This window comes from Enterobacter sp. 120016 (assembly GCF_018383635.1).
In the GTDB taxonomy this organism is placed as follows: Bacteria; Pseudomonadota; Gammaproteobacteria; order Enterobacterales; family Enterobacteriaceae; genus Enterobacter; species Enterobacter asburiae_D.
The window spans coordinates 33,795-57,389 of record NZ_JAHAWC010000020.1 but is presented as its reverse complement, the minus strand read 5'-3'; the positions used below and the strand labels follow the sequence as shown (position 1 = coordinate 57,389).

Sequence of the window (23,595 nt, the reverse complement as noted above, 5' to 3'; positions counted from 1 at the left end):
ATGAGCGAGAAACGTTGATGTCGAATTCTTATGACTCCTCCAGTATCAAAGTCCTGAAAGGGCTGGATGCGGTGCGTAAGCGCCCGGGTATGTATATCGGCGACACGGATGACGGCACCGGTCTGCACCACATGGTATTCGAGGTGGTAGATAACGCTATCGACGAAGCGCTCGCGGGTCACTGTAAAGACATCGTGGTCACCATCCATGCGGACAACTCCGTCTCCGTCACCGATGATGGTCGTGGCATCCCAACCGGTATTCACCCGGAAGAGGGCGTCTCTGCTGCGGAAGTAATCATGACCGTGCTGCACGCAGGCGGTAAGTTCGACGATAACTCCTATAAAGTTTCCGGCGGCCTGCACGGCGTAGGCGTTTCCGTGGTTAACGCCCTGTCGCAGAAGCTGGAGCTGGTTATCCAGCGCGAAGGCAAAATTCACCGTCAGCTCTATACGCACGGCGTGCCGCAGGCACCGCTGGCCGTTACCGGCGACACCGACAAAACCGGTACCATGGTACGTTTCTGGCCGAGCCATGAAACCTTCACCAACGTCACCGAATTCGAGTACGACATCCTGGCGAAACGCCTGCGTGAACTGTCGTTCCTGAACTCCGGCGTCTCTATTCGCCTGAAAGACAAGCGTGACGGTAAAGAAGACCACTTCCATTACGAAGGTGGTATCAAAGCGTTCGTTGAGTATCTGAACAAGAACAAAACGCCAATTCACCCGAATATCTTCTACTTCTCCACCGAAAAAGACGGTATCGGCGTGGAAGTGGCGCTGCAGTGGAACGACGGTTTCCAGGAAAACATCTACTGCTTTACCAACAACATTCCACAGCGTGACGGCGGTACTCACCTTGCAGGCTTCCGTGCGGCGATGACCCGTACCCTGAACGCCTACATGGACAAAGAAGGCTACAGCAAGAAAGCGAAAGTCAGCGCCACCGGTGATGATGCCCGTGAAGGCCTGATTGCCGTTGTCTCCGTGAAGGTGCCGGATCCGAAGTTCTCCTCACAGACCAAAGACAAGCTGGTCTCTTCCGAGGTGAAATCGGCCGTTGAACAGCAGATGAACGAACTGCTGAGCGAATACCTGCTGGAAAACCCGTCCGATGCGAAAATCGTGGTGGGCAAAATTATTGATGCGGCGCGTGCCCGTGAAGCGGCGCGTAAAGCCCGTGAAATGACCCGTCGTAAAGGCGCGCTGGACTTAGCAGGCCTGCCGGGCAAACTGGCTGACTGCCAGGAACGCGACCCGGCGCTGTCTGAACTGTACCTCGTGGAAGGGGACTCTGCGGGCGGTTCTGCGAAGCAGGGCCGTAACCGTAAGAACCAGGCGATTCTGCCGCTGAAGGGTAAAATCCTCAACGTGGAGAAAGCCCGTTTCGACAAGATGCTCTCTTCTCAGGAAGTGGCGACCCTCATCACCGCGCTGGGCTGCGGCATCGGCCGTGATGAGTACAACCCGGACAAACTGCGCTATCACAGCATCATCATCATGACCGATGCGGACGTCGACGGCTCGCACATTCGTACGCTGCTGTTGACCTTCTTCTATCGTCAGATGCCTGAAATCGTTGAGCGTGGCCACGTCTACATTGCACAGCCACCGCTGTACAAAGTGAAGAAAGGCAAGCAGGAACAGTACATTAAAGACGACGAAGCGATGGATCAGTACCAAATCGCAATCGCCCTTGATGGCGCGACCCTGCACGCGAACTCGCACGCCCCTGCACTGGCCGGTGAGCCGCTGGAGCGTCTGGTGTCCGAGTTCAACGCGACGCAGAAAATGATCACGCGTATGGAACGCCGCTATCCGAAAACGCTGCTGAAGGAGCTGGTTTATCAGCCAACCCTGACCGAAGCCGATCTGAGCGACGAGCAGACCGTGACCCGCTGGGTGAACGCTCTGGTGACCGATCTCAACGAGAAAGAGCAGCACGGCAGCATGTGGAAATGCGATATCCAGCAGAACGCCGACAAGCAGTTCGAGCCTATTATTCGCGTGCGTACCCACGGCGTTGATACCGACTACCCGCTGGAACACGAGTTTGTGACCGGTCCGGAATACCGCCGTATCTGCACGCTCGGCGAGACGCTGCGCGGCCTGATTGAAGACGATGCGTTCATCGAACGTGGCGAACGTCGTCAGCCGGTAGCCAGCTTCGAGCAGGCGCTGGACTGGCTGGTGAAAGAGTCCCGTCGTGGCCTTGCGATCCAGCGCTATAAAGGTCTGGGCGAAATGAACCCGGACCAGCTGTGGGAAACTACCATGGATCCGGAAAGCCGACGCATGCTGCGCGTAACCGTTAAAGACGCGATTGCTGCGGACCAGCTGTTTACGACCCTGATGGGCGATGCGGTTGAACCACGTCGTGCCTTCATTGAAGAGAACGCCCTGAAAGCGGCAAATATCGATATTTAATCGTCGTTTTACCGCACGATAACTGGCCGCGCTTTTAGCGCGGCTTTTTTATGGGCGCAGGCATATCCAGCGACATCACGGACGGTAAACGGCTCGCCAGCGTATCTATCGCTATTCTTACCCTCAGCGGCAGATGCGGCGTCTGCTGCCACACGGCATGAACGTTGAAATGCACATCCGGTGCCTGCTTCAGGAGCGGGACGAGTTTACCCTGGTGAATATCTTTGACGACCATCCAGCAGGGCAGCCATGCAATGCCGTGTCCGGCCAGCGCAGCGTCGCAGATCGCCTGCAAATCATCCATATTGAGCGACGATCGGGGCGTAAAGGTGTGCGACGTTCCTTCGTTATCCATCAGCTGCCAGGATAACACTCTGCCTGCGCGCAAATAGTTAATGGCCGTATGCTGGGGTAAATCAGCAACGCTTTGTGGCTGGCCTTTCTTCTGCAGATAATCCGGCGCGGCGCACAGCACCATGCGGTGTTCTCCCAGCTTTCTGGCGACCAGCACGCTGCTGTCCTGAAGCGTGCCGTTACGCACCGCCATATCAAACCCTTCCTCCACCAGATCCACCACGCGGTCGCTGAATGACATTTCCAGCTCAAGCCCGGGGTGTTCCTGCGCCAGCGCTATCAGCAGCGGGGCGACACACTGGCGACCAAACAGCACCGGCATGGCAACGCGCAGGCGACCGGTGACCTGCTGTTTCCCTGTTTCAAGCAGCGATTCCGCACCCCTAATCTCCTCCAGCGCGCGCAGGCAGCGTTCATAAAAAAGGGCGCCGTTATCGGTCAGACTCTGGCTGCGGGTGGTGCGGTGAAAAAGACGTACCCCCAGCCGCTCTTCAAGGCGGGCAATGCTTTTTCCTACCGCCGAGCGTGACAAATGCAGGCGAACTGCGGCCTGCGCAAAACTACCCGCCTCCACGGCGGCCACAAAAACAGGAATATCCTTCAGCGTATCGGTCATGGATTGTATCCATTATGGCGTCAATGAAGAGAAAACTTATCGCCACTGGCGACAGTTAGTCAACGGTAGACTGTCAGGACTAAAGCTCATCTGATGGCAGGAGAAATAAAATGACAGAGACAATGCAACGCTGGTCCATGGACGCCCTCGGGCGCGAGAACCTCAAACTGACTCAGGCACCCGTTCCACAGCCCGGCCCAGGTGAAGTGCGCGTAAGGGTGAATGCCGTTGCGCTTAACTATCGCGATAAAATGGTTGTTGAAGGCACAATGCCTATCCCGCTTTCCTTCCCGTTTACCCCGGCGTCTGACATGGCGGGCGTGGTGGACAGCATTGGTGAAGGCGTTACGCGCTTCAAACCCGGCGCGCGCGTCATCTCAACCTTTTTCCCTGAGTGGATCGACGGTAAGCCGCAGGCGGACGCGCGCAATCTGCCCTATAAAACGTCCGGCGGATACTTCCAGGGCATGCTGTCCGAGTATGTGATTGTGAAGGAAGACGCGCTGGTGGCCTCCCCGGGGACTCTGGATGACGCCGAGGCCAGCACGCTGCCCTGCGCAGGGCTCACCGCCTGGTTTGCGCTGGTGGAGCGCGGCCAGCTGCGCGCCGGGCAATCGGTGCTGGTGCAGGGCACGGGCGGCGTAGCGATATTCGCCCTGCAAATTGCAAAAGCGCACGGGGCGGAGGTGTTTGTCACCTCGGGGAGTGATGAAAAACTGGCGCTGGCTAAAACGCTGGGGGCCAGCCAGGGCATCAACCGGCTGAAAGGCGACTGGGCTGAAAATACGCTGACGCTCACGCAGGATCGCGGCATCGACCATATTATCGAGACCGTAGGGGGAGAGAACCTGAAGCATTCCCTGCGCGCCGTTGCCGTTCACGGACGTATCTCCGTTATTGGCGTGCTGGCCGGGACGGAGATTACCCTCTCTGCTGGCGAACTGCTGCTGAAATCCCCCGTCATTCAGGGGATTGGCGTGGGGCACCGCCGGGCGCTGGAAGATTTTGTCCGCGCTGTTGACGTCACCGGACTGAAGCCGGTGATTGAGCATCGCTACCGTTTTAACGAGCTTGAACAGGCGTTTGAACATCTCGATCGCGGGGCGTTTGGTAAAATCGTTCTCACCCGCGAGTAAGCCTTTGTTCCCCGGGATAAGCGTAAAAGGGGTGTTTCTGTTGCGCAATGTAGCTCTATTTTTGTGGGCTTAATCGCGATAGCATGAGGCAGCACTCATTTATCCCGGGGAACTCATGGCTATCAAACTCATTGCAATCGATATGGACGGCACGCTGCTGCTGCCAGACCACACCATCTCTCCAGCCGTTAAAAACGCGATCGCCGCGGCGCGCGCGAAGGGCGTGAATGTGGTCCTGACCACGGGGCGTCCGTATGCGGGCGTACACAGCTACCTGAAAGAGCTGCACATGAATCAGCCTGGCGACTACTGCATCACCTATAACGGCGCGCTGGTGCAGAAAGCCGCGGACGGCAGTACCGTTGCGCAAACCGCGCTGAGCTACGATGACTACCTGTTCCTGGAAAAACTGTCCCGGGAAGTGGGGTCCCACTTCCACGCGCTCGATCGCAATACGCTCTATACCGCCAACCGCGATATCAGCTACTACACGGTGCATGAATCCTACGTTGCGACCATTCCTCTGGTGTTCTGTGAAGCGGAGAAAATGGACCCGGCGACGCAGTTCCTGAAAGTGATGATGATCGACGAGCCGGAGATCCTGGATAAAGCGATTGCCCGCATTCCGGCAGAGGTAAAAGAGAAGTACACCGTGCTGAAAAGCGCGCCGTACTTCCTCGAAATTCTCGATAAACGCGTCACTAAAGGCACCGGCGTGAAATCGCTCGCTGATGCGCTGGGCATTAAGCCGGAAGAGATCATGGCGCTGGGTGACCAGGAAAACGACATCGCGATGATTGAGTTCGCGGGTATGGGCGTGGCGATGGATAACGCGATCCCGTCGGTGAAAGAAGTGGCTAATTTTGTGACCAAATCCAACCTCGAAGACGGCGTGGCTTACGCCATTGAGAAGTTTGTGCTGAACTAAAAACCCGCTTGCGATACCCTGATGCGATAACTGCGCATCAGGGTATCCTCATGAAACAAATCACCTTCGCCTCCCGTAACCACCAGCTGACAAACATCAATACCTGGACGCCGGACAGTCAGTGGCTGGTCTACGACGTGCGCCCGTCCGGTGCGTCGTTCACCGGCGAAACCATCGAGCGGGTCAATGTCGGTACGGGTGAGGTAGAGGTGGTTTATCGCGCCACCGACGGCGCGCACGTCGGCGTGGTAACCGTTCATCCCGCACAGGACAAATACGTCTTTATCCACGGCCCGAAAAAACCGGATGCAGACTGGCACTACGATTTTCATCATCGCCAGGGGGTGATTGCGCAAAACGGTCAGGTGAGCAACCTGGACGCGATGGATATCACTGCGCCCTACACCCCAGGCGCGCTGCGCGGTGGCAGCCACGTCCATGTCTTCAGCCCGAACGGGCAGCTCGTCAGCTTTACCTATAACGACCATGTCCTGCACGAGCGCGATCCTAAACTTGATTTACGCAACGTCGGCGTGGCTGCGCCTTACGGCCCGGTGAACCCGCAGGGGAACCATCCCCGTGAGTATCCAGGAGCCTTCTGGAGCGTGCTGGTTAGCCGCACGACGCCTGACCCACAGCCGGGCAGCGATGAAATCAACCGCGCTTACGAAGAGGGCTGGGTGGGAAACGACAGGCTGGCGTTTATCGGCGACACCCTCTCTGCGCAGGGCGAAAAAGTACCCGAACTGTTTATCGTCGACCTACCGAAAGACGAGCAGGGCTGGAAGCGTGCGGGCGATGCGCCTCTGCAGGGCACGGCAGAGACCCTGCCAGCGCCGCCTGCCGGGGTGATGCAGCGTCGATTGACCTTTACGCATCAGAGGGCATATCCGGGCCTGGTGAACGTACCGCGCCACTGGGTACGCAGCAACCCGCAGGGGACGCAGATCGCGTTTCTGATGCGGGATGATAACGGCATTGTGCAGCTGTGGCTGATCTCTCCTGAGGGCGGCGAGCCACGCCAGTTGACGCGCACCGGGAGCGATATTCAGTCTGCATTTAACTGGCATCCTTCAGGCGACCGTCTGGGGTTTGTGCTCGAAAACCGGATCGCCTGCTGCGACGCGCAGACCGGAGAGGTGACGTTTTTGACGTCCGATCACGGCAACCCGCCGTCTGCTGATGTGGTCGTGTTTTCCCCGGACGGGCGCGTTATTGCATGGATGGAAGAGACAGGCGGTTTCCGTCAGCTTTGGGCAACGGAAACCGCGCAGAACTAGCGTGGAGGCATCTCAGCGGGCGGGATGACGGCGTTTGTGGCCAGATTCTCCTGCTCGCTTTTTTCTACCCGTGAGCGCACGGAGTTGTCCTTACGAAACATATCCCACGGTAGCAGAAGCGTATCCGCCACGGCCGTAAACGGCATGTCCAGGATAACCAGGGATTTGGTGCCCCAGTTTGTATCGTCATCGGAGATCATCGCCGCGCTGGCGCGCGTCCCCGGATATGTTCCTTCTTTACCGCCGGTGTGAGACATCACGCTCGAACACCCGCAAAGTAAAACTACCCCGCTGAACGTCGTCAGCTTTATCAGAACATTTTTCATCATCACTCAGTCATCGTTAATGGCACTGCATAGACCTGCAACTCAGGGTTATAGCGAGCCTTATCCAAAATGGATAGCCCGATAACCCCGCACTGTGGCAGCCATCGCAATTTAACCCTTTGTGCTGTTGTCCCAGTCTAAGCGAGATGCCGGAAAGTGCAAAAAAAAGTGCAGCTGTCGTGCTTGAAAAGCCCGATTGCAGACCCATTTTAAGAATGTGGCCCGATAACGAACTCGCCTGATGGGTGTTCGGGGGCGCAAAGGCCTGTCCATGGTGGAAGGCTACAATTTCTCGCTGATTTCAGGAGTTTTATTTATGCGTAACTTCGATCTTTCTCCGCTATACCGTTCTGCAATTGGTTTTGACCGCCTGTTTAACCATTTAGAAAATAACCAAAGCCAGAGCAACGGCTACCCTCCATACAATGTTGAGCTGGTTGACGAAAACCACTACCGCATCGCCATTGCCGTCGCCGGTTTCGCAGAAAACGAACTGGAGATCACCGCGCAGGATAACCTGCTGGTGGTGAAAGGTTCCCATACGGCCGAGCAGAAAGAACGTACCTACCTGTATCAGGGCATCGCCGAGCGCAACTTTGAACGCAAGTTCCAGTTAGCCGAGAACATTCACGTTAAAGGCGCGAACCTGGTCAACGGCCTGCTGTTTATCGAACTGGAACGTGTGATTCCGGAAGAGAAAAAACCGCGTCGTATCGAAATTAACTAATTACGCGGGTCGCGTGAGCGGCCCACCCAGAATTGCTTGCCGTAACGGGAGCATATGCGAATCCATCGGGATTTGCAGGAACAACTGCGCACAAAATTGAACTGTGCCGAACTCGCTTCTCAGAAGGAGATTTAGTATGCGTAACTACGATTTATCCCCCCTGCTGCGTCAGTGGATTGGTTTTGACAAACTGGCTAACGCCCTGCAAAGCAGCAATGAGCAACAGACGTTTCCGCCGTACAACATCGAAAAAAGCGACGATAACCACTATCGCATTACCCTTGCGCTGGCCGGTTTCCGCCAGGACGATCTGGACATCCAGCTTGAAGGCACTCGCCTGACCGTGAAGGGGTCGCCGGAAAAACAAGAGACCGAGACCAAATGGCTGCATCAGGGGCTGGTTAATCAGCCGTTTAGCCTGAGCTTTACCCTGGCAGACCATATGGAAGTGTCCGGCGCAACGTTTACCAACGGGCTGCTGCATATCGACCTGCTCCGCAACGTGCCGGAAGCCATCGCGCCGCAGCGTATCGCCATTAGCGAGCGGCCGGCGTTAAACAGTTAACAATCCCGCCGAACCTGTAGGTCGGGTAAGGCGCAGCCGCCACCCGACAATACTCACAGACTGCACGAAGCCCTGCCCCGGCAGGGCTTTTTTGTGCGCCATCGCCCATACAATCGCATCCGGCTCTGAGAGAATCCTTATCATAACTAAGGTTATGCACAGGAAGTGGATCATGAGTGATATCGCGTTAACCGTAAGCGTGTTGGCCCTGGTCGCTGTTGTTGGCCTGTGGATAGGGAATATCAAAATCCGTGGCGTCGGGTTTGGGATAGGCGGGGTGCTGTTTGGCGGCATTTTTGTCGGGCACTTCGCCGACAAGCTCGGGCTGGTCCTCAGCGCCGAAATGCTCCACTTCACTCAGGAGTTCGGCCTGATCCTCTTCGTTTATACCATCGGTATTCAGGTGGGGCCGGGCTTTTTCGCCTCACTTCGGGTCTCCGGATTGCGGCTCAACCTGTTTGCCCTGGGCATTGTGGTGATGGGCGGGCTGGTCACCGCAATTCTGCACAAAATCTTCGATATCCCGCTGCCCGTGGTGCTGGGGATTTTCTCCGGGGCGGTCACCAACACGCCTGCGCTCGGTGCCGGGCAGCAAATCCTGCGCGATTTGGGTATCGAACCCGGCATTGTCGACCAGATGGGGATGAGCTACGCCATGGCCTATCCGTTTGGGATTTGCGGCATTCTGCTCTCCATGTGGCTGGTACGCGTCCTGTTTCGCATTAACGTCGACAAAGAGGCGAAGGACCACGAAACCACGCTCACCAACGGCCATATGCCGATCAAAACCATCAACATTCGGGTCGATAACCCCAACCTGAACAATATGGCGATTCAGGACGTGCCGATCCTGAACAGCGCCAATATCATCTGCTCCCGCCTTAAGCGCGACGATATGCTGATGGTACCCGCGCCAGGCACCGTCATTCAGCAGGGCGATCTGCTGCACCTGGTCGGCCAGCCCGGCGATTTAAACAACGCGCGGCTGGTGATTGGTCAGGAAGTGGATACTTCGCTCTCAACCCGCGGCACCGATATGCGCGTGGAACGCGTTGTGGTGACTAACGAGCACGTTCTGGGCAAGAAAATACGCGATCTGCAGGTAAAAGAGCGCTACGACGTGGTCATCTCCCGCCTCAACCGTGCGGGCGTCGAGCTGGTCGCCAGCCCGGAGGCCAGCCTGCAGTTCGGGGATATCCTCAACCTGGTCGGGCGTCCGTCGTCCATCGACGCCGTGGCGGATATGGTGGGTAACGCCCAGCAAAAACTGCAGCAGGTGCAGATGCTGCCGGTGTTTATCGGTATCGGACTCGGCGTACTGCTCGGCTCTATTCCGGTGTACGTGCCGGGCTTCCCGGTGGCGCTCAAGCTGGGCCTGGCGGGCGGGCCGCTGATTATGGCGCTGATCCTCGGGCGTATCGGCTGTATCGGCAAGCTCTACTGGTTTATGCCGCCGAGCGCCAACCTGGCGCTGCGCGAGCTGGGCATCGTCCTGTTCCTGGCGGTGGTCGGGCTAAAATCCGGCGGGGATTTTGTCGATACCCTGGTGAAGGGCGAAGGGATGAGCTGGGTCGGTTACGGCATCTTTATCACGGCGATCCCGCTGCTGACGGTGGGAATACTGGCGCGGATGTTCGCCAAAATGAACTACCTGACCCTGTGCGGCATGCTGGCGGGCTCCATGACCGATCCGCCCGCGCTGGCCTTTGCCAACAACCTGCACGCCACCAGCGGCGCGGCCGCGCTCTCCTATGCCACCGTCTATCCGCTGGTGATGTTCCTGCGCATCATCACCCCGCAGCTACTGGCGGTGCTGTTCTGGGGGATGAGCTAGCAGGTCGTCCGGGTGGATGCGCCGCAGATGGTAGTCCACCTGGTAATCACTGGTATTTCGGAACATCACGGAATAATTGAGGAACTCGCCGCTGTCGCTGTAGGAGAGAGAGGTAATGCGCAGCAGCGGCGTCTGTTCCGGCAGGTTCATATAACCGGCCAGCGTTTTATCTGCCAGCACCGGCGTCAGGCTCTCGTAGTTGCCGCTGATGGTGATCCCGCACTCCTTCTCGATGTAATCAAACTTAGACCCCTCAAGATGCGCCAGCGAGAGGTTGCGAAACAGCTTCACCGGCATAAAGCTGTCTTCCAGCATCAGCGGCTTCCCGTCCACGTAGCGTACCCGCCGGGAAAAGTAGATCCGCTCATCCACCTGGATCCTCAGCTGGCTGGCGATGGCGGGTGGAGCAGGCATCACTTCGAACTGCAGCACCTTGCTTTTTACCTCTTTCCCCAGTTGACGCAGCACCTCCACCAGCCCTGTCAGGTTGGTGGTTTCGTGGTGGACGTCTTTGCGTGACACAAACGTGCCGCTGCCGTGCCGCCGCTCAACCAGCCCCCAGCTCACCAGCAGTTCTAGCGCCTTGCGGATGGTCATTCGCGCCACGCCGAACTCCTGCGCCAGCGCTTTTTCGCCGGGCAGAGGGCTGCCGATGTTGTAGTCCGACGAATTCAGCCGCAGCCGCAACCTGTCGGCGATAGATTTGTAGATCACAAGTAGACCTCTCTGCCCTTATCAGGGCGTGGATTGCGTCCTGACATGTCCATATTTACCGCAAAAAGTAGACCTCATTGGTCAAAATAAAACCATGAATGCGATCACGAATCGCAGCGGCACGCCATGTTCGCGCATCAGTAAGTTCTTATGCTCACCTCAGGCCAGCAAAAAACCATAAAGGCCTCTACCCCTACAGGTTGTTTCATGAGGATTTAAAAATGCTCAGTCAAATACAACGTTTTGGCGGTGCCATGTTTACCCCGGTGTTGCTGTTTCCATTCGCCGGGATCGTGGTGGGAATCGCCATCATGCTTCGCAACCCGCTGTTTGTCGGCGAAGCGCTAACGGCCCCCGATCATCTTTTCGCGCAGATCGTTCACATCATTGAAGAGGGCGGCTGGGCGGTGTTTCGCAACATGCCGCTGATTTTTGCCGTTGGTCTGCCGATTGGCCTGGCGAAGCAGGCGCAGGGCCGCGCCTGTCTGGCGGTGCTGATTAGCTTTCTGACCTGGAACTACTTCATTAACGCGATGGGGATGACCTGGGGCCACTTCTTTGGCGTCGACTTCTCCGCCGAACCGACGGCCGGTAGCGGGCTGGCGATGATTGCCGGGATCAAAACGCTCGATACCAGCATCATCGGTGCCATCGTGATTTCAGGCATCGTCACCGGCATCCACAACCGCTACTTCGACAAGCCGCTGCCGGTGTTTCTGGGGATTTTCCAGGGCAGCTCGTTTGTCGTTATCCTCGCGTTCTTCGTCATGATCCCCTGCGCCTGGCTGACGCTGCTGGGCTGGCCGAAAGTACAGATGGGCATTGAGTCCCTGCAGGCGTTCCTGCGCTCTGCCGGCGCGCTGGGCGTGTGGGTGTATACCTTCCTGGAACGCATCCTGATCCCAACCGGATTGCACCACTTCGTCTACGGTCCGTTTATCTTCGGCCCGGCGGCGGTGGAGGGCGGGATTCAGGTCTACTGGGCGCAGCATCTGCAGGAGTTCAGCCAGAGCACTCTGCCGCTGAAAACCCTCTTCCCGGAAGGCGGATTCGCGCTGCACGGCAACTCAAAAGTGTTTGGCTCGGTCGGGATTGCGTTCGCTATCTGGTACACCGCGTCGCCGGAAAACCGCGTCAAGGTGGCGGGGCTGCTGGTCCCGGCCACGCTTACCGCCGTGCTGGTGGGTATTACTGAACCGCTCGAGTTCACCTTCCTGTTTATCTCGCCGCTGCTGTTTGCCGTCCATGCGGTGCTGGCGGCGACTATGGCAACGGTGATGTACGCCTTCGGCGTGGTCGGGAACATGGGCGGCGGCCTGCTGGACCAGTTCCTGCCGCAAAACTGGATCCCGATGTTCCATAACCACGCCTCGACGGTATTCACCCAGATTGGCATCGGCGTCTGCTTCACCGGAATTTACTTCGTGGTCTTCAAAACGCTGATCGAACGTCTGAACCTGAAAACCCCCGGCCGGGAAGAGAGCGAAATCAAGCTCTACAGCAAGGCCGACTATAAGGCGGCGCGGGGGCAAACCACCGCCCCGGCAGCGGCCAGCCAGCAGGTCGGGCAGGCCGCCGGGTTCTTACAGGCGCTCGGCGGCGCGGCTAACGTCGAAAGCATCAACAACTGCGCCACCCGCTTGCGTATCGCCCTGGTCGATATGGCGAAAACGCAAAGCGATGACGTCTTCAAAGCCCTCGGCGCCCACGGCGTGGTGCGACGCGGCAACGGCATTCAGGTGATTGTCGGCCTGCACGTTCCTCAGGTGCGCGACCAGCTGGAATCGCTGATGAAAACCCCTTTATCGAATGAACAAACCACCCTGACAGAGGCTATATCATGAAAAAATTCTCAGTTGTCATTGCAGGCGGCGGCAGCACCTTTACGCCTGGTATCGTCCTGATGCTGTTAGCCAACCGCGACCGTTTCCCGCTGCGCGCCCTGAAGTTTTATGACAACGACGGCGCGCGTCAGGAGACCATTGCCGAAGCGTGCAAAATCATCCTTAAGGAACAAGCCCCGGAGATTGAATTCAGCTACACCACCGATCCTAAAGCGGCGTTTACCGATGTGGATTTCGTGATGGCGCATATCCGCGTGGGCAAATACCCGATGCGCGAAAAAGATGAAAAAATCCCGCTGCGCCACGGCGTGCTGGGCCAGGAAACCTGTGGACCGGGCGGGATTTCCTACGGCATGCGCTCTATCGGCGGCGTGCTGGAGCTGGTGGATTATATGGAGCAATACTCCCCGAACGCGTGGATGCTGAATTACTCCAACCCGGCGGCGATTGTCGCGGAAGCCACGCGCCGCCTACGCCCGAACGCCAAAATCCTCAACATCTGCGATATGCCGATCGGCATTGAAGGGCGCATGGCGCAGATTGTCGGCCTGAAGGACCGCAAAGAGATGCGCGTGCGCTACTACGGCCTGAACCACTTCGGCTGGTGGACGTCGATTGAAGATCTGAACGGCAACGATCTGATGCCGAAACTGCGCGAATACGTGGCGAAAAAGGGCTATGTTCCGCCTTCAGAAGATGCGCATACCGAAGCGAGCTGGAACGATACCTTTGCCAAAGCAAAAGACGTGCAGGCGCTGGATCCGGACACCATGCCGAACACCTACCTGAAGTATTACCTGTTCCCGGACTACGTGGTTGCGCACTCCAACCCGGAACGTACCCGCGCCAATGAAGTTATGGATCACCGTGAGAAGCACGTGTTCAGCGCCTGCCGGGCGATTATCGAAGCCGGTAACTCCGCCGCCGGTGAGCTGGAAATCGACGAACATGCGTCGTACATCGTCGATCTGGCGACGGCAATTGCCTTTAACACCCAGGAGCGGATGCTGCTGATTGTGCCAAACAACGGGGCCATCCATAACTTTGATGCTGACGCGATGGTGGAGATCCCGTGCCTGGTAGGCCATAACGGCCCTGAGCCGCTTACGGTGGGCGATATTCCACACTTCCAGAAAGGGCTGATGAGCCAGCAGGTGGCGGTGGAAAAACTGGTGGTGGATGCCTGGGAGCAGCGCTCGTACCAGAAACTCTGGCAGGCGATTACCCTGTCGAAGACCGTGCCGAGCGCATCCGTCGCGAAAGCGATTCTGGATGACCTGATCGAGGCCAACAAAGAGTTCTGGCCAGAGCTGCATTGATTTTCCTGACCGGCATCGTGGTGGTGCCGGTTTTCCTCTAATAAAAATAACCTTCAACCTTCAGTAAAACCGGGCTTTTCTCCTAATTCTCTCTCGATGTGACAATTTGCGTGCTAATCATATTTTTTACCTGCAAACCGGGCGTATAGTCCGGCGCACCAGGCACACTTTTCATACGGATATGAAATGCTCCACTCTGTCAGTATTAATGGACTTGAGCTTGCCCTTGACGGGGATGAAACCACCACCGGCGCCAGCTGTATCAGCTCCCTTCGCACCCATCAGGATACCGGAAGAGGCATGGTTCGCGTGGGCGATACAACGACGGTTTGCCCGGTCTGTAAATGCCCGGGCATCGTTGTCACCGGCACATCAGATTTCATTGTTGATGGTGCCAGGGCTGCTGTTCATGGCTCTGAAGTGAAATGTGGCTGCCCGGCAGGACAAAACCGCATTATCGTCTCTTCTTCCGCTGCCCTTTCGACAACGCCGGCCACCTTACAGAGCGCCGGACGCCCGTCATCTCGCACACAAACACAGGAACCCACCGCGGCGTCTTCTCCGCTGCCATCCTTCCCGGCTCCGGCGGCACCCGGGGCCGGGCCGCAAGAGGTGACGCTGACGATCGGCCTGTTTTTTGACGGTACGGGGAATAACGCCGTTAACACGGAGAACATGATTAAAGCCTGTACGGCCAGACACTACGACTACACCAGCGCGGAAGCCGAGGTCATTATGGCCCGGTGCGCGCGGGAGGCGTTCGGGGTATCCGGCACTGGCGCAGGCAGCTACATCGGGTATTACACCAACGTGCACTGGCTGCATACCCTCTATCAGACGGACCTGCTGCCCGACAGTACAGCGGTTCAGGCGTCACTGTATATCGACGGTATCGGCACCGAAGCGGGCAAACCCGACAGCCTGATTGGCCAGTCGATGGGGATTGCGGATACGGGCGTGATTGCCAAAACGGATAAAGCGGTAGCGGGTCTGATATCAAAAATTGAGCAGACTCTTCGAAATTTAAACAACCTTCTAAACAGACCACTATTGATTGTTAAATCAATCCAGTTCGATATTTTCGGGTTCAGCCGTGGTGCCGCTGCGGCACGTCATTTTGCCAACCGCGTCCTGGCTCAGGACAGCGCGATTATTGCCGCCATACGTCAGGGGCTGAACGGCGTTATCTTTCTGGGGCTGCCAGCCGGAAAGACCCGATTTATTGGCCTGTTTGACACCGTTGCGGCCATCGGCAGTCCGGTGAACGGCATGAATCCACACTCAGCCAGTACCGGCGAGGTGAAAATCACGCTGCCTCCCGGCATCGCGGAGAAGGTCTTCCATATCACGGCGGGAAATGAGTGCCGGTTTAACTTTGCCCTGAACAGCGTCCGGCCCGTATGGCCCGAACTGGTTCTCCCTGGCGCGCATTCCGACACTGGCGGCGGCTATCTGCCCCTGGTGCGGGAAAACCTGTTCCTGACCCGCCCCGCCACGGAAACGGTCCCCCTCAGCCAGCCGGGAAGCCAGACGCGAAGCTATACGCAGCTGATACAACAACTCCCGCAGCTGGATACGTTTCCCTGTCTCGCCCCCGTTCTGCGGACCAGCCGCATTATGGCCGAAACCTGGTATGACGACCGGCTTCCACCGGATCGCTACGGGCAGTTTCAGAAACGAAGTTTTTCGGCGCTGACGCTGCGAAACCGGTTAATTCGCAACGACTGGGCAAAGGTGGTACTGCGGGTGATGATCGAGGCGGCGAAAGAGGCTGGGGTGAATTTTAAATCTGTTCAGGATAATGATGCTCTCGTTATCCCGGAAGATTTAAGTCACTTATGTAACAAGTCCCTGCAGATGGGAAAAGCGGTACGTGATGGCAAAGTGCCGCCTGCTTTTACCCCGCAGGAAATGAACATTCTGGCTCGTTCATATATCCACTGCTCTGCTAACTGGAACCCTGTCATAAGAAATACCCGCGGTGAGATTCAGGGCGGTGCCGCGCTGGCTGAACTGCTCAGCTTTGTTAATCGTCCCGATGAAGACTGGCGGCGTACGCGCTACAACATGGAAGGAGAGTCATTTTGAAACAATGCTGCTTGTGGCTGTTTTTAATCCTGGCCACCCTGACGGGCTGCCATACAGGTGAGCCAGCAACCCCCGAAGAGACCGGCGGAATGCCTTACGGGAAATGGGACTTCGCTTTCTTCACCCCGAAAGCGCTGTATGCCGACGTCACGCAGGCGCTGGTTATTGATGAGAAGGGGGTGGTGTATTCCTTCCGGACGCTGGACTCCGTGCAGGACAGCGCTATTACTGTGGGGGCATGGAATAACGAGGTGCGGCGGCATGCCCAGTTTAACAAGGCACGTCACCCGCCCGTGATGATGCTGTTCTGCTGGGATTCGGTCATCGACAAGAAGACCTATGAGACCCGGATAGTCTTTCCGGCCTCGCTCAGGACCAGAATGCTGGCTCCTACAGGCCAGGACTCATACGGCACCACGTGGTATGACACGTTGCTGATAGGCCTGGCCCCGGAAGGCAGGGTGCGAGTCTGGCTGCAGAACAGCGGGATTGGCGAGAACCTGCCGGTAGAGCCGCAGCGGCTCACCACGCTGTCCGGTGAAAAACTGGATGCCTGCAAGGGAATTACTCAGCACCCGTATGGTTATGCTTATTACGGAGAAACGCCGGAGTTTATCAAAGGCAAAACCTACCCGTACGGACAGTGGTAAGGAAAACCAATGAAAAGGAGATTCACCGCCGTACTGGCCAGCCTCTTCCTGCTGTCCGGCTGCCATACCGGAGGGACAGCAACCCCCGAAGAGACCAGCGGAATGCCTTACGGGAAATGGGACTTCGCTTTCTTCACCCCGAAAGCGCTGTATGCCGAGGTCACCCAGGCGCTGGTTATTGATGAAAAAGGGGTGGTGTATACCTTCCGGACGCTGGACTCCGTGCAGGACAGTGCCGTTACCGTGGGAACATGGAGTAACCGGGTGCGACGGAACGCCCAGTTTAATCAGGCGCGTCACCCGCCCGTGATGATGCTGTTCTGCTGGGATTCGGTCATCGACAAAAAAACCTATGAGACCCGGATAGTTTTTCCGGCGTCGCTCAGGACCAGAATGCTGGCTCCTACAGGCCAGGACTCATACGGCACCACGTGGTATGACACGCTGCTGATAGGCCTGGCCCCGGAAGGCAGGGTGCGAGTCTGGCTGCAGAACAGCGGGATTGGCGAGAACCTGCCGGTAGAGCCGCAGCGGCTCACCACGCTGTCCGGTGAAAAACTGGATGCCTGCAAGGGAGTAACACAGTTTTCGCATGGTTACAGGTATACAGAAGATACGGTGGAGTTTATCAAAGACAAAACCTACCCGTACGGACAGTGGTAAGGAAAACCAATGAAAAGGAGATTCACCGCCGTACTGGCCAGCCTCTTCCTGCTGTCCGGCTGCCATACCGGAGGGACAGCGACTCCCGAAGAGACCGGCGGAATGCCTTACGGAAAATGGGACTTCGCTTTCTTCACCCCGAAAGCGCTGTATGCCGACGTCACGCAGGCGCTGATAATTGATGAGAAGGGGGTGGTGTATACCTTCCGGACGCTGGATGCAGTGCAGCCAAGTGGCGTTACCGTGGGAACATGGAGTAACCGGGTGCGACGGAACGCCCAGTTTAATCAGGCGCGTCACCCGCCCGTGATGATGCTGTTCTGCTGGGATTCGGTCATCGACAAGAAGACCTATGAGACCCGGATAGTTTTTCCGGCGTCGCTCAGGACCAGAATGCTGATCCCGACCGGTAAGACTACAGCCGGCGCTACCGCCTGGTATAACACGCTGCTGATTGGCCTGGCTCCGGAAGGCAGGGTGCGTGTCTGGCTGCAGAACAGCCGTGGCGGGAATGATAATCTGCCGGTAGAGCCGCAGCGGCTCACCACGCTGTCCGGCGAAAAACTGGATGCCTGCAAGGGAGTAACACAATTTTCGCATGGTTACAGGTATACAGAAGATACGGTGGAGTTTATCAAAAACAAAACCTACCCGTACGGACAGTGGTAAGGAAAACCAATGAAAAGGAGATTCACCGCCGTACTGGCCAGCCTCTTCCTGCTGTCCGGCTGCCATTCAGGTGAGCCAGCAACCCCCGAAGAGACGGGCCGGATGCCTTACGGGAAATGGGACTTCGCTTTCTTCACCCCGAAAGCGCTGTATGCCGAGGTCACCCAGGCGCTGGTTATTGATGAGAAGGGGGGGGTATACCTTCCGGACGCTGGACTCCGTGCAGGACAGCGCTATTACTGTGGGGGCATGGAATAACGAGGTGCGGCGACATGCCCAGTTTAACAAGGCGCGTCACCCGCCCGTGATGATGCTGTTCTGCTGGGATTCGGTCATCGACAAGAAGACCTATGAAACCCGGATAGTCTTTCCGGCCTCGCTCAGGACCAGAATGCTGGCTCCTACAGGCCAGGACTCATACGGCACCACGTGGTATGACACGCTGCTGATAGGCCTGGCCCCGGAAGGCAGGGTGCGAGTCTGGCTGCAGAACAGCGGGATTGGCGAGAACCTGCCGGTAGAGCCGCAGCGGCTCACCACGCTGTCCGGTGAAAAACTGGATGCCTGTAAATATGTTCCACCTCGCATTAATTTCAGTTATGCCGTGCCTGACGGATATGATCGGGAGACAAAAGAGTTTATCAAAGGCAAAACCTACCCGTACGGACAGTGGTGACGGAAACAGATAAATGGGCGCTACGTTCTGGGACTCCTGCAAAGGTCCATTCGAAATACTTAACCAGATCGACTCGCCGCGCTATGCTGAGCAAAGTAACATTCTGCCCACCGTCTTGTCTGTTGTGCTCGATAATTACACCGGCCGTGCGATGTACGGGGAACAGAAGAAGCAGACGTTGTGAGGAGTACCAATGAAAATTTCCCGCCTCGGCGAAGCGCCGGACTACCGCTTCTCTCTGGCTAATGAACGTACTTTTTTAGCGTGGATCCGCACCGCGCTGGGCTTTCTTGCCGCAGGGGTCGGTCTCGATCAGCTCGCGCCTGATTTCGCTACGCCGCTGATCCGTGAAGTGCTAGCGCTGCTGCTGTGCCTGTTCGCGGGCGTGCTGGCGATTTACGGCTATCTGCGCTGGCTGCGTAATGAGAAGGCGATGCGTCTGAAGCAGGATCTGCCCTATACGCGCGGGCTGCTGATCATCAGCACGATTCTGCTGACGGTGGCGGGCGTGGTAATGGTGCTGGTGTTCTATGGCGGATAGCCGCAAAGCGCGGCGCGAAGCGGACCCCGGCCTGCAGCCGGAGCGGACGTCACTCGCCTGGCTGCGCACGCTGCTGGGGTATGGCGCGCTGATTGCCCTGGCGATTAAGCACAACTGGCACCGCACGGGGGTGCCATTCTGGGTTTCGCTGGTTGTACTGGCGCTGGTGGCTATCATTTTATGGCGCTATACCCGCAGCCGTAACCTGATGGACGTGGCGCAGAACGACTTTGTCCAGCCGAAAGCGGTGCGGGATAAGTTCCTGATCGCGCTGGCTGTTCTCTCGCTGTCGCTGCTGTTTGCCGTAACCCACATTCAGCAAATTGTGAGCCTGTAAGCCCGAGGGCGGCTACGCCTTACCGGGCCTACAACTGCCGCGAACCGTAGGCCGGGTAAGGCGCAGCCGCCACCCGGTATAATTACTTCCCTTTCGCCAGATACTTCGCCATCTCGTCTTCCGGCACCATCCCGCCGCCGGTCGCCCACACCAGGTGGGTAACGTTGGTATGCGAATGAACGCGCACCGGCCCGGCCATCCCCGCCAGCGCCGACGGCTCCAGGCGGATCCCTTCCTCCTGCGCCAGCCAGCCGAGCATGTCGTACATGCTCTGATCGGAAAGCGTATAGAACCCGTCGAGCAGTCGCTCCATCGCGCGGCCCACGAAGCCGGAGGCGCGTCCTACCGCCAGACCGTCCGCCGCCGTGACGTTATCAATGCCCAGATCCTGCACTGCAATCTCATCGTGCAGGCCGGTGTAAACGCCCAGCAGCATGCACGGGGAGTGCGTAGGCTCCGCGAAGAAGCAGTGGACGTTATCGCCAAAGGCCAGCTTCAGGCCAAACGCCACGCCGCCGGGGCCGCCGCCGACGCCGCACGGCAGGTAGACGTACAGGGGATGATCGGCATCCACCACGCGGCCCTGTTCGGCAAACTGCGCCTTCAGGCGCTCGCCTGCAACGGCATAGCCCAGGAACAGGGTGCGGGAGTTTTCATCGTCGATGAAGAAGCAGTTCGGATCGCTTTCCGCCGCTTTTCGTCCCTGCTCTACCGCCACGCCGTAATCCTGCTCATATTCCACGACGATGACGCCGTGGCTGCGCAGTTTGGCTTTCTTCCACTCGCGTGCATCGGCAGACATATGCACGGTGACCTTAAAGCCGATGCGGGCGCTCATGATGCCGATAGACATCCCGAGGTTGCCGGTTGAGCCTACCGCAATGCTGTACTGGCTGAAAAAGTCCTTAAAGCGCGGTTCCAGCAGAATACTGTAGTCGTCTTCGAGGCTCAGCAACCCGGCTTCCAGCGCCAGTTTCTCCGCGTGGGTCAGCACCTCATAGATGCCGCCGCGCGCTTTAATCGAGCCGGAGATCGGCAGATGGCTGTCTTTTTTCAGCAGCAGGGTGCCGGGAATGGACTTCGCAGATTCTTTCTCCAGCCGCGTCTGCATCGCCGGGATCGCGACCAGTTCGGATTCGATAATCCCGCCCGTTGCCGTCGTTTCCGGGAAGGCTTTCGCCAGGTACGGCGCGAAGCGGTTGAGCCGCGCGTGCGCGTCGTCCACGTCGGCTTTGGTCAGACCGACATACGGCAACCCTTCTGCAAGCGTCGTGGTGCGCGGGTTAAGCCAGGTAGTTTCTTTCAGGGCTATCAGATCCTCAACCAGAGGAAACTGTGCGGTTAAAGTAGTGATAGTTGCGTTTTCCATAATACGTCTCTTCGCGCTCAGATAATGAAGGAAAGCAGGAATGTGCCGCCAAGTGCAAGCACCGAGGCGATAAACGTCGCCGTCGTATAGTATTTGAAGGTCTCATTCAGGGTCGCGCCGCAGTATTGCTTCACCAGCCAGAAGAGGGAATCGGTGACGATCGTGCAGCCAATAGCGCCGGAACCGATGGCAATGGTGATGATCTCCGGGCTCACGTTCGGGTAGAGCGGCAGCATCGGCGCGACTATCGCCGTGGCGCCCATCATCGCTACCGTCGCGGAGCCTACAGCGGCATGCAGCACCAGCGCCACCAGCCAGGCGAGCAGGATAGGGTGCATGTGCAGGTTCGAGAGAATATGCGCCAGCGTGTCCGCCAGCCCGCTGGTTTTCAGGATGGCGTTAAACGCGCCGCCCGCACCGATAATCAGCAAAATGTTGGCGATAGAGCCGAAGCCGTGCTCGGTGTGCGTCAGCATCGTGCCCATGCCCATATGCTGGCGGATCCCCAGCAGGTAGTAGGCGACAAACACGGCGATAAACATGGCGGTGATCGGGTTGCCGATAAACTCCAGCAGCGTATACAGCGTGCCTTCTCTTGCCATATTCAGCTCGGCAATGGTTTTCACCAGCATCAGGGCAATCGGCAGCAGCACCGTGAACAGCGTGGCGCCCAGCGACGGCAGGGTGTGCTCTTCACGCACCTTCAGGTCTGAAAATTCCGCCGGAACCGGTTTAAACGGCAGACGATTGCCAAGCAGTTTCAGGAACAGCGGGCCGCCGACCAGCGAGGCCATCAGGCCTACCATCAAACCATAAACAATGACCGTTCCGACGTCCGCACCTAATTTATTGGTCACAAACAGGGCCGCAGGATGCGGCGGCACCACGCAGTGTACCGCCATCAGCGCGGTACAGAGCGGAATGGCCAGCTTGAGCAGCGACGTGTGGGTCTTTTTGGCGATGGAAAACGCCAGCGGGATCAGCAGTACCACGCCCACTTCCACGAACAGCGTAATGCCACAGATAAGGCCCACCAGCACCATAATCACGTCCGCCGACAGCCAGCGGCAGCGCTGCAGCGTAATCCCGATGCGCTCGGCCGCGCCGGAGACTTCCATCATTTTGCCGAGAATGGTGCCCAGACCAATCACCGCCGCCAGGAAGCCCAGCGTACCGCCAATTCCGCTCTCGATGGCGTTCACCATATCCAGCGGGCTCATCCCCATCATCGCGCCGACGAAAAAGCTCGCCAGCAGCAGCGCGAGGAACGGGTGAAACTTCAGTTTTACGATGGTTAAAACAATCAACACAATGCTGACCAGCAGCGTTGCCACAACCCAGACCTGAGATCCCATATCTCACCTCACCCTTATGTCATCTGTGGGTATTGGACGAAAAAACGGCGTGGGCTGACAAACGATATAAATTGGCGTTCAGGTGAGCCAGATTGGATCAACTGAGTGACTGCGCTCTAAAAAGCGCACTTAATTCGTATTAGGTTCACATAAATTCACCCTTGAGCGGTATGCTGAGCGAAGAAACCACGCGCGAGAATTGTGATGACCGATGCAAATGAAGCCAGAAACCGGCTGTTAAACGGCTGGCAGCTGTCGAAAATGTACACCTTTGAAGTCGCCGCCCGGCATGAGTCCTTCGCCCTGGCGGCGGAGGAGCTGTCGCTCAGCCCCAGCGCGGTGAGTCACCGTATCAACCTGCTGGAAGAGGAGCTGGGCATTCAGCTGTTCGTCCGCTCGCACCGGAAAGTCGAGCTGACGCAGGAGGGAAAGCGCGTTTACTGGACGCTGAAATCGTCCCTCGACACCCTGAATCAGGAGATCCTGGACATCAAAAACCAGGCGCTCTCCGGCACGCTGACGGTCTACTCCCGCCCGTCGATTGCCCAGTGCTGGCTGGTGCCCATGCTGGGGGACTTTACCCGCCGCTACCCCTCGATTTCACTCACCATCCTGACCGGCAATGATTACGTTAATATGCAGCGAACGGGCGTCGATCTGGCGCTCTATTTCGACGATACGCCGCCAAACCATCTCTCTCATCACTTCCTGATGGACGAGGAGATTTTGCCCGTCTGCTCACCGCAGTATGCCCGCGAGCATGAACTGCTGAAAAACCCCGATAACCTCAGCCACTGCACGCTGCTGCACGACCGTCAGGCCTGGAGCAATGATTCCGGTACGGATGAGTGGCTGAGCTGGGCGCAGCATTTTGCGATGAATATGCCGCCATCGTCGGGCATTGGTTTCGATCGTTCCGATTTAGCGATTATTGCGGCCATGAACCACGTAGGAGTCGCGATGGGCAGAAAGCGGCTGGTGCAGAAACGGCTCGAGCGGGGCGAGCTGATCGCCCCGTTCGGTGAAAAGACCCTGAAATGTCATCAGCACTACTATATCTCGACGCTCTCTGGCCGTCAGTGGCCGAAAATAGACGCCTTCATCGGCTGGCTGAGAGAGCTGGCAGGTTGAAGAATTATTACGCTTTCGCTCTACACCAAATGTGAAAAAGCGTG

At 57.5% G+C, this 23,595-nt stretch carries 24 protein-coding genes and 1 other annotated feature; of the genes, 19 read left to right on the top strand and 5 right to left on the bottom strand.

The features are described from left to right. Nucleotides 1-17: 17 nt before the first annotated feature. The gene (gyrB, locus tag KIF87_RS20670; protein ID WP_029741443.1) at nt 18-2,429 is read left to right on the top strand and encodes a DNA topoisomerase (ATP-hydrolyzing) subunit B; all 2,412 of its coding nucleotides are present in this window, start codon (nt 18-20) and stop codon (nt 2,427-2,429) included. A gap of 34 nt (nt 2,430-2,463) precedes the next feature. On the opposite strand, the gene KIF87_RS20665 is transcribed toward gyrB, so the two are convergent. Further along, nucleotides 2,464-3,399, bottom strand: a complete 936-nt coding sequence (locus KIF87_RS20665; protein ID WP_213330463.1) for a LysR family transcriptional regulator — start codon at nt 3,397-3,399, stop codon at nt 2,464-2,466. A 110-nt stretch (nt 3,400-3,509) separates the two neighbouring features. Between KIF87_RS20665 and KIF87_RS20660 the strand changes: the two genes are divergently transcribed. From KIF87_RS20660 to KIF87_RS20650, 3 genes are all read left to right on the top strand, one after another. Beyond that, entirely contained in the window at nt 3,510-4,535 is a 1,026-nt protein-coding gene (locus tag KIF87_RS20660) for a zinc-dependent alcohol dehydrogenase family protein (RefSeq protein ID WP_213330461.1), read from the top strand. 115 nt (nt 4,536-4,650) lie between these two features. After that, entirely contained in the window at nt 4,651-5,463 is an 813-nt protein-coding gene (gene yidA, locus KIF87_RS20655; RefSeq protein ID WP_213330459.1) for a sugar-phosphatase, read from the top strand. Nucleotides 5,464-5,513: 50 nt separating this feature from the next. Beyond that, nucleotides 5,514-6,743 (top strand): YidR family protein, encoded by a 1,230-nt coding sequence (locus KIF87_RS20650; RefSeq protein ID WP_213330457.1) that lies wholly within the window; start codon nt 5,514-5,516, stop codon nt 6,741-6,743. Here KIF87_RS20650 and KIF87_RS20645 read toward each other — a convergent pair. Further along, nucleotides 6,740-7,072, bottom strand: coding sequence for a YceK/YidQ family lipoprotein (locus KIF87_RS20645; protein WP_024907391.1), 333 nt, complete (start codon nt 7,070-7,072; stop codon nt 6,740-6,742). The two genes, KIF87_RS20650 and KIF87_RS20645, sit on opposite strands and share 4 nt — an antisense overlap. A 248-nt stretch (nt 7,073-7,320) precedes the next feature. Next, nucleotides 7,321-7,392 (top strand) — a sequence feature (ROSE (Repression Of Heat Shock gene Expression) occurs in the 5'-region of heat shock genes and acts as an RNA thermometer to modulate expression.). Between KIF87_RS20645 and ibpA the strand changes: the two genes are divergently transcribed. From ibpA to KIF87_RS20630, 3 genes are all read left to right on the top strand, one after another. Beyond that, nucleotides 7,386-7,796 carry a small heat shock chaperone IbpA gene (ibpA, locus tag KIF87_RS20640; RefSeq protein ID WP_008500162.1) on the top strand — a complete coding sequence of 137 codons (411 nt, stop codon included), beginning with the start codon at nt 7,386-7,388 and terminating at the stop codon, nt 7,794-7,796. Its footprint overlaps the feature before it by 7 nt. A 136-nt stretch (nt 7,797-7,932) precedes the next feature. After that, entirely contained in the window at nt 7,933-8,361 is a 429-nt protein-coding gene (ibpB, locus tag KIF87_RS20635; protein ID WP_108417247.1) for a small heat shock chaperone IbpB, read from the top strand. Between the two features lie 172 nt (nt 8,362-8,533). Next, nucleotides 8,534-10,195 carry a putative transporter gene (locus KIF87_RS20630; RefSeq protein WP_032662051.1) on the top strand — a complete coding sequence of 554 codons (1,662 nt, stop codon included), beginning with the start codon at nt 8,534-8,536 and terminating at the stop codon, nt 10,193-10,195. On the opposite strand, the gene KIF87_RS20625 is transcribed toward KIF87_RS20630, so the two are convergent. Further along, nucleotides 10,163-10,909 (bottom strand): GntR family transcriptional regulator, encoded by a 747-nt coding sequence (locus KIF87_RS20625; protein WP_213330455.1) that lies wholly within the window; start codon nt 10,907-10,909, stop codon nt 10,163-10,165. The two genes, KIF87_RS20630 and KIF87_RS20625, sit on opposite strands and share 33 nt — an antisense overlap. A 221-nt stretch (nt 10,910-11,130) precedes the next feature. Here KIF87_RS20625 and KIF87_RS20620 point away from each other — a divergent pair, with 221 nt between their 5' ends. The 11 genes from KIF87_RS20620 (at nt 11,131) to KIF87_RS20575 (ending at nt 19,696) form a co-directional block, all read left to right on the top strand. Then, complete coding sequence (locus KIF87_RS20620; RefSeq protein WP_213330453.1) at nt 11,131-12,753, top strand: alpha-glucoside-specific PTS transporter subunit IIBC; 1,623 nt, start codon at nt 11,131-11,133, stop codon at nt 12,751-12,753. Continuing rightward, the gene (locus KIF87_RS20615; protein ID WP_213330451.1) at nt 12,750-14,072 is read left to right on the top strand and encodes a 6-phospho-alpha-glucosidase; all 1,323 of its coding nucleotides are present in this window, start codon (nt 12,750-12,752) and stop codon (nt 14,070-14,072) included. The genes KIF87_RS20620 and KIF87_RS20615 overlap by 4 nt, the downstream gene beginning before the upstream one ends. 186 nt (nt 14,073-14,258) lie before the next feature. Further along, a complete protein-coding gene (locus KIF87_RS20610) occupies nt 14,259-16,160 on the top strand; it encodes a type VI secretion system family protein (protein WP_213330449.1) in 1,902 nt (633 codons plus the stop codon). Next, nucleotides 16,154-16,810 (top strand): DUF2931 family protein, encoded by a 657-nt coding sequence (locus KIF87_RS20605; protein WP_502757630.1) that lies wholly within the window; start codon nt 16,154-16,156, stop codon nt 16,808-16,810. Before KIF87_RS20610 ends, KIF87_RS20605 begins: the two co-directional genes overlap by 7 nt. A gap of 9 nt (nt 16,811-16,819) precedes the next feature. Beyond that, a complete protein-coding gene (locus KIF87_RS20600; protein ID WP_213330445.1) occupies nt 16,820-17,473 on the top strand; it encodes a DUF2931 family protein in 654 nt (217 codons plus the stop codon). Nucleotides 17,474-17,482: 9 nt separating this feature from the next. Then, nucleotides 17,483-18,142 (top strand): DUF2931 family protein, encoded by a 660-nt coding sequence (locus KIF87_RS20595; RefSeq protein WP_213330443.1) that lies wholly within the window; start codon nt 17,483-17,485, stop codon nt 18,140-18,142. Between the two features lie 9 nt (nt 18,143-18,151). After that, complete coding sequence (locus tag KIF87_RS23330; RefSeq protein WP_249665990.1) at nt 18,152-18,400, top strand: DUF2931 family protein; 249 nt, start codon at nt 18,152-18,154, stop codon at nt 18,398-18,400. Between the two features lie 4 nt (nt 18,401-18,404). Next, entirely contained in the window at nt 18,405-18,818 is a 414-nt protein-coding gene (locus KIF87_RS20590) for a DUF2931 family protein (protein WP_349628249.1), read from the top strand. Between the two features lie 13 nt (nt 18,819-18,831). Next, a complete protein-coding gene (locus tag KIF87_RS20585; RefSeq protein ID WP_213330441.1) occupies nt 18,832-19,002 on the top strand; it encodes a hypothetical protein in 171 nt (56 codons plus the stop codon). 9 nt (nt 19,003-19,011) lie between these two features. Continuing rightward, a complete protein-coding gene (locus KIF87_RS20580) occupies nt 19,012-19,359 on the top strand; it encodes a YidH family protein (RefSeq protein WP_023309821.1) in 348 nt (115 codons plus the stop codon). After that, nucleotides 19,349-19,696, top strand: a complete 348-nt coding sequence (locus KIF87_RS20575) for a DUF202 domain-containing protein (protein WP_032662043.1) — start codon at nt 19,349-19,351, stop codon at nt 19,694-19,696. The genes KIF87_RS20580 and KIF87_RS20575 overlap by 11 nt, the downstream gene beginning before the upstream one ends. Nucleotides 19,697-19,778: 82 nt before the next feature. On the opposite strand, the gene dsdA is transcribed toward KIF87_RS20575, so the two are convergent. Both dsdA and dsdX read right to left on the bottom strand, forming a co-directional pair. Beyond that, a complete protein-coding gene (gene dsdA / locus KIF87_RS20570; RefSeq protein WP_213330439.1) occupies nt 19,779-21,065 on the bottom strand; it encodes a D-serine ammonia-lyase in 1,287 nt (428 codons plus the stop codon). A gap of 17 nt (nt 21,066-21,082) precedes the next feature. Then, the gene (gene dsdX / locus KIF87_RS20565; protein WP_213330437.1) at nt 21,083-22,420 is read right to left on the bottom strand and encodes a D-serine transporter DsdX; all 1,338 of its coding nucleotides are present in this window, start codon (nt 22,418-22,420) and stop codon (nt 21,083-21,085) included. Between the two features lie 204 nt (nt 22,421-22,624). On the opposite strand from dsdX, the gene dsdC reads away from it, so the two are divergent. Then, on the top strand, nt 22,625-23,551 hold the full coding sequence (gene dsdC, locus KIF87_RS20560) for a DNA-binding transcriptional regulator DsdC (protein ID WP_213330435.1): 927 nt from the start codon (nt 22,625-22,627) through the stop codon (nt 23,549-23,551). The last annotated feature ends 44 nt before the right edge of the window (nt 23,552-23,595 follow it).

Excerpts from the sequence above, each read along its gene's own strand:
- gyrB (WP_029741443.1), top strand. The coding sequence starts at position 18 with ATGTCGAATTCTTATGACTCCTCCAGTATCAAAGTCCTGAAAGGGCTG.
- KIF87_RS20665 (WP_213330463.1), bottom strand. The coding sequence starts at position 3,399 with ATGACCGATACGCTGAAGGATATTCCTGTTTTTGTGGCCGCCGTGGAG.
- KIF87_RS20660 (WP_213330461.1), top strand. The coding sequence starts at position 3,510 with ATGACAGAGACAATGCAACGCTGGTCCATGGACGCCCTCGGGCGCGAG.
- yidA (WP_213330459.1), top strand. The coding sequence starts at position 4,651 with ATGGCTATCAAACTCATTGCAATCGATATGGACGGCACGCTGCTGCTG.
- KIF87_RS20650 (WP_213330457.1), top strand. The coding sequence starts at position 5,514 with ATGAAACAAATCACCTTCGCCTCCCGTAACCACCAGCTGACAAACATC.
- KIF87_RS20645 (WP_024907391.1), bottom strand. The coding sequence starts at position 7,072 with ATGATGAAAAATGTTCTGATAAAGCTGACGACGTTCAGCGGGGTAGTT.
- ibpA (WP_008500162.1), top strand. The coding sequence starts at position 7,386 with ATGCGTAACTTCGATCTTTCTCCGCTATACCGTTCTGCAATTGGTTTT.
- ibpB (WP_108417247.1), top strand. The coding sequence starts at position 7,933 with ATGCGTAACTACGATTTATCCCCCCTGCTGCGTCAGTGGATTGGTTTT.
- KIF87_RS20630 (WP_032662051.1), top strand. The coding sequence starts at position 8,534 with ATGAGTGATATCGCGTTAACCGTAAGCGTGTTGGCCCTGGTCGCTGTT.
- KIF87_RS20620 (WP_213330453.1), top strand. The coding sequence starts at position 11,131 with ATGCTCAGTCAAATACAACGTTTTGGCGGTGCCATGTTTACCCCGGTG.
- KIF87_RS20615 (WP_213330451.1), top strand. The coding sequence starts at position 12,750 with ATGAAAAAATTCTCAGTTGTCATTGCAGGCGGCGGCAGCACCTTTACG.
- KIF87_RS20610 (WP_213330449.1), top strand. The coding sequence starts at position 14,259 with ATGCTCCACTCTGTCAGTATTAATGGACTTGAGCTTGCCCTTGACGGG.
- KIF87_RS20600 (WP_213330445.1), top strand. The coding sequence starts at position 16,820 with ATGAAAAGGAGATTCACCGCCGTACTGGCCAGCCTCTTCCTGCTGTCC.
- KIF87_RS20595 (WP_213330443.1), top strand. The coding sequence starts at position 17,483 with ATGAAAAGGAGATTCACCGCCGTACTGGCCAGCCTCTTCCTGCTGTCC.
- KIF87_RS23330 (WP_249665990.1), top strand. The coding sequence starts at position 18,152 with ATGAAAAGGAGATTCACCGCCGTACTGGCCAGCCTCTTCCTGCTGTCC.
- KIF87_RS20585 (WP_213330441.1), top strand. The coding sequence starts at position 18,832 with ATGGGCGCTACGTTCTGGGACTCCTGCAAAGGTCCATTCGAAATACTT.
- KIF87_RS20580 (WP_023309821.1), top strand. The coding sequence starts at position 19,012 with ATGAAAATTTCCCGCCTCGGCGAAGCGCCGGACTACCGCTTCTCTCTG.
- KIF87_RS20575 (WP_032662043.1), top strand. The coding sequence starts at position 19,349 with ATGGCGGATAGCCGCAAAGCGCGGCGCGAAGCGGACCCCGGCCTGCAG.
- dsdA (WP_213330439.1), bottom strand. The coding sequence starts at position 21,065 with ATGGAAAACGCAACTATCACTACTTTAACCGCACAGTTTCCTCTGGTT.
- dsdX (WP_213330437.1), bottom strand. The coding sequence starts at position 22,420 with ATGGGATCTCAGGTCTGGGTTGTGGCAACGCTGCTGGTCAGCATTGTG.
- dsdC (WP_213330435.1), top strand. The coding sequence starts at position 22,625 with ATGACCGATGCAAATGAAGCCAGAAACCGGCTGTTAAACGGCTGGCAG.